Below are 4,142 nucleotides of genomic sequence, written 5' to 3' on the forward strand. Positions count from 1 at the left end.
GAACGGCCAGAACGGCCGGAACAGCCGGAACAGCCGGAACGGCCAACGCAGCCAGCACGCTCGGAACAGGCAACACAGTCAGAACACGCAGCGGGACAGGGTGCGAACGCCGGGCGCATGACCGCCGAGCGCATAAACCGGTTGTTCATGCTGACTGCCGGCTGACGGCGGTCGCCGGCCCGCGGTCAACGACCGCTACCACAACTTGGTCGTTACTGGTCGACGGCCATCCCGCCTACTGATCATCTCATCGGCTGGCGACGGCTCCTGCCGGTCAACGCTCATCCCATCGGCGGCGCCACCGTTCCTCGATCCGCTCGGTGAACGGGGGGCGGGTCCGACGGCGGGGGGCCGCCGGACGGCGGCTGCTGGCCTCCCCGCCCCGACCGCTGATCCGGCGAAGATCGGCAGCACCCCGGGACGCCGCGAACAGCATCGTGGCGAAACCAAGCACACCAAGGACCACGATCAGCGGTGTCCGGTTGAGAACGACTCCCACGAGCAGGACGACCAGCCCCACCACGAACAGGAGGAGGCTTCGGCGGACCCTGCGCATGAGATAGGTGCGAGGGTTCGTCGAGCGGACCGTGCTCGCGAACTTGGGATCGTCCTCGACGAGGGCGCGCTCGATCTGATCAAGCAGGCGCTGCTCATTTTCCGAGAGCGGCATCGACGCTCCTCCCACGGCCGGCAGGTCCGGCAGACGGAACCTGACACCCAAGAATAGGCACGACCGGGCATGGGCGGTAGGCAACCAACCATGCCGAGACAGACCGATCGCTTCCTGCTGCTCTGGCTCCTCCCCGCAGGTGCGAAGGCCCATGCCACGCGGTATGATCGGTTCCGCTTCCGTGGGGAAGCCCTCATCCCGGGCCCAGGTGGAGCCGGCCCACTCCCACCCTGGACGATCGGCGTGTAATCGCCCCGTCGCCATGGGGAAGCCCTCACTGTTCTGACTGTTCTGCCGCGCCGGAAGCTCTCACCGTCCTGCCGTCTCGCAGGAAGCCCTCCTCCGTCCCGCCGTCTCGCTGGAAGCCCTCGTCACTGCCGCGCCGGAAGCCCTCCTCCGTCCTGCCACGCCCTTCTGGCCATGGCTTCTGGCCACGGCGTCGCGGGAAAGCCGCATCCGAGGGATGCCGGACGCGCTCGACAGCCACTCCCGTGCGTACCGCACCGCTTGCACCGTGCGCCCGCCTGATCACGATCGTTCCGGTCCGCCCTGGCACCAGCCTCCTGTCGGTCTCGCATCAGCCCCTCGCCAGCCCATCCCGTCATCAACCGGCCCTGTGAGCCCACGAGAGCGCAGTCGAGCATCCGCCACACACAGTCATGCCATCTGGTCATGCCGTCTGATCGTGCTGCCCGATCACGCTGCCCGACCGTGTTGTCTGGTTGTGCCGTTGGGCCGTGCTGTCCGGTCGTGTCATCGGTTGTCCCGGCGGTGAGCCAGGACGTGCAGGTGGGCGGCGAGATCCCGGAAGGGCGCCCGGGAGGATGCGGCGATCTCCAACTGGAGCAGCCGCTCCGCCGCGGACGGATCCGCGTCCACGGCGGCCGTGGGCACCAGATCGGCGAACACCCGCACCCCGTGGACCGCGATCACATCGGCTCCGGCGTCACTTACCATGCGCACCAGCGCGTCCCCATCGAAACGGCGCGCCCGGTCAGAGCCGCTACAACGCCCACCGGGATCGGTCAGCGCATGCTGTGCCTCGGCGAGCCTGCCGGCGAGCGCACGGGCGAGGACGACAGCCGCCCGGTTGGCGGCAACGACGCTGAGCAGCCCACCTGGACGCAGGGCTGCCACCGCTGCCGTCAGCGCGGTGACCGGCTCGTCCACCACCTCCAGCACGGTGTGGCACAACAGCACGTCCGAACGGCCCACTCCGATGATCTCCGGCAGGACGGAAAGATCTCCCTGACGCGCTGTCACGAGATGCCTGACCCCGTGCTCCGCCGCCCGGTGGTCGAGAGAGGCGAGCGCGTCCGGACTGGGATCCACCACGGTCACCCGGTGCCCGCGCTCGGCAAGCGGCACCGCGAACCCGCCGCTGCCGCCGCCCGCGTCCACCACGTCGAGCGTGTCGCCCGCTCGCGGCGTCACCGTGGCCAGCGCGTCCAACAGCCCCCGCCAGACCACGGCCTGGCGCAGATCCCCCCATGTCACCGGACGACTTCTGACGGTCATGCCGTACCTCCCTCGGCGACCCGGCGGCCTTGAAGCCCGAGGCGACCCGGGGACCTGGACCTTCCCGGGCCATGCCCGCTGGCGGGTTCCCGCGAACCTCGCAATGGGGTGATCGACGCCGGGGTGATCGACGTCAGGGTGAGATGACCGACGCCATGACGATCAGCACCGTGATCAACGCTGGCGGGACGGCACTGGATGACCGGCGTCGAACGACCGCTACCGGGGCGACCAAGCGCCAGGGTGGCTACAATTCGCTCGGGCTCATCCCCCTCGGGCTCATCCCCCTCGGGCTCATCCCCCTCGGGCTCATCCCCCTCGCCCTTCACGCATCGGCGCATCTCTCACGTGCGTTTCCTGTACGCATCTTCCATGTACGTCTCTTGCGCTCTCACATCCCGCGTACCGGTGGCCGGAAATCTCATGCCGGTAGCCGGAAACCGATGGCGATGCCGGCCACGAGACCGCCCAGAGACAGACCGATCAGCTGCAGCACCCAGCCCGGCGGCCGTCGCCGGGCTCGTCCCGTGACCGCCTGGATCCCCACAGGCGCGTCCGGTGGCACCGCCCCGTCGGCGGTCCGGAAACCATGACCTCCGAAGGAGCGGAAAACCCGCGCTTTTTCCGCCTTCAGCCCCCCGATCAACCCTTCAGCTGTCGATCGCGCGGCATCCCCAACAATGACTGAATCCATCCGAATGACCTACCGTCATAATCAAGACGCTCACCAACGGTCACCGATAGTGAGTGTTTGATCTACGATACGCAAAACGATCTACACGGCTCCCGCGACAACCGACGGCCAGAAGCCTCCGTCCGCACGTAGACGGACATCCGGGATCCCCGACGGACCAGAACCAGGATCCCCCGACAACGGGAGGCGTCTCTCCAGCGGCCAGAATCCGCCCGCTCAGGAGCCGCGACCGGCCAGCGGGAGGGCCACCGCCTCCGCAGCCACAGAATCCGCCCGTCCACGGGACGCGGGGTGAACCCGTGCCCCGGCCGTGCCCGGTGTGCGTGCGGCTTCACATCCCGGCCCGCGCTGTCTGTATTCGTCCTGTTCACACCCCTGCCTTCGCCGGCGTGCGGGTGACGCCGACAAGCGGGGCACAGCTGACGATCGTGGCCGTCAGCGCCGGCTGGGACGGCAGGCCCAACGTGGTCTCCACCACCGCGAGGAACGTCTCCGCCTGCCGGAGCAGGTCGTCGGCATCCCGGGCGCCGACCACGGACAGGCCCGCCTCTGCGGCCGTCCTCCTGGCCGCGCCGGCCGCGAAGAACTGTGCCCACTCCGCCAGCTCGGGTGCCACTCGTGTCAGCAGCTGCCAGACGCTGACGGGCCGGCCACGGTGACCGTGGCGGGGCCGGGCCCGTTCCACGAGAACAGCGGCGGCGGCCCGCAGCGCCGCCAGGTGCGCCAGGGCGTACCGCTGCCCGGGAGCCCGGGCGAAGCTCGCTTCGTCAAGGCCGTGATGCGCGGCCATGAGCAGCTCGTCGCGGGAACGACGAGGCAGCCCCGCGAGGGGGACCTGGATTCGAGACTGTCGATCTACGGCCTGCCGACTCATGACCGCTCCCTCCGATACGACGACATCACTACGTGGCTCATCCACATGACGATCTTTCGCGCGACAGCTATTCGCATGACGGCCTTGCCTACGACGAGCTGCTCTGGTCGTCGTAGGCAAGGCCACGACGGCCTACTCCAGTAAGTCGAACACATGTTCGACTTACTGGAGTAGTAAACCTCACCCACTCGGAACCGTCAACGTTGCCGGAGAGCACGGCTGGGAGTGCCCCGAGAGCGGTGTCGTGGCCGCCACCGGGTGGCCGCTATCACGTTGTCAGCAGTGGATCGCTGTCAGCGGTGAACCGTCGGTGGGCTGAACCGCCACATCGTCGGAAGCCACGGCCGGACCAGCGCGACATGGGCCGGACAAGGCCGGCGGCCGGG

Annotated in this window: 3 protein-coding genes; all 3 read right to left on the reverse strand. The window is 68.7% G+C overall.

The window, feature by feature from the left end:
• Positions 1-274: 274 nt before the first annotated feature.
• The 3 genes from AC5LUJ_RS05990 to AC5LUJ_RS06000 all read right to left on the reverse strand — a co-directional run bounded on the left by AC5LUJ_RS05990 (position 275) and on the right by AC5LUJ_RS06000 (position 3,672).
• On the reverse strand, positions 275-670 hold the full coding sequence (locus AC5LUJ_RS05990) for an SCO2097 family morphological protein (RefSeq protein WP_250284292.1): 396 nt from the start codon (positions 668-670) through the stop codon (positions 275-277).
• A 753-nt stretch (positions 671-1,423) separates the two neighbouring features.
• Entirely contained in the window at positions 1,424-2,188 is a 765-nt protein-coding gene (locus AC5LUJ_RS05995) for a methyltransferase domain-containing protein (protein ID WP_250284294.1), read from the reverse strand.
• 1,061 nt (positions 2,189-3,249) lie between these two features.
• Positions 3,250-3,672 (reverse strand): SAV_6107 family HEPN domain-containing protein, encoded by a 423-nt coding sequence (locus AC5LUJ_RS06000; RefSeq protein WP_493464594.1) that lies wholly within the window; start codon positions 3,670-3,672, stop codon positions 3,250-3,252.
• Between the last annotated feature and the right edge of the window lie 470 nt (positions 3,673-4,142).

The organism is Protofrankia sp. CiP1_Cm_nod3 (assembly GCF_982290655.1).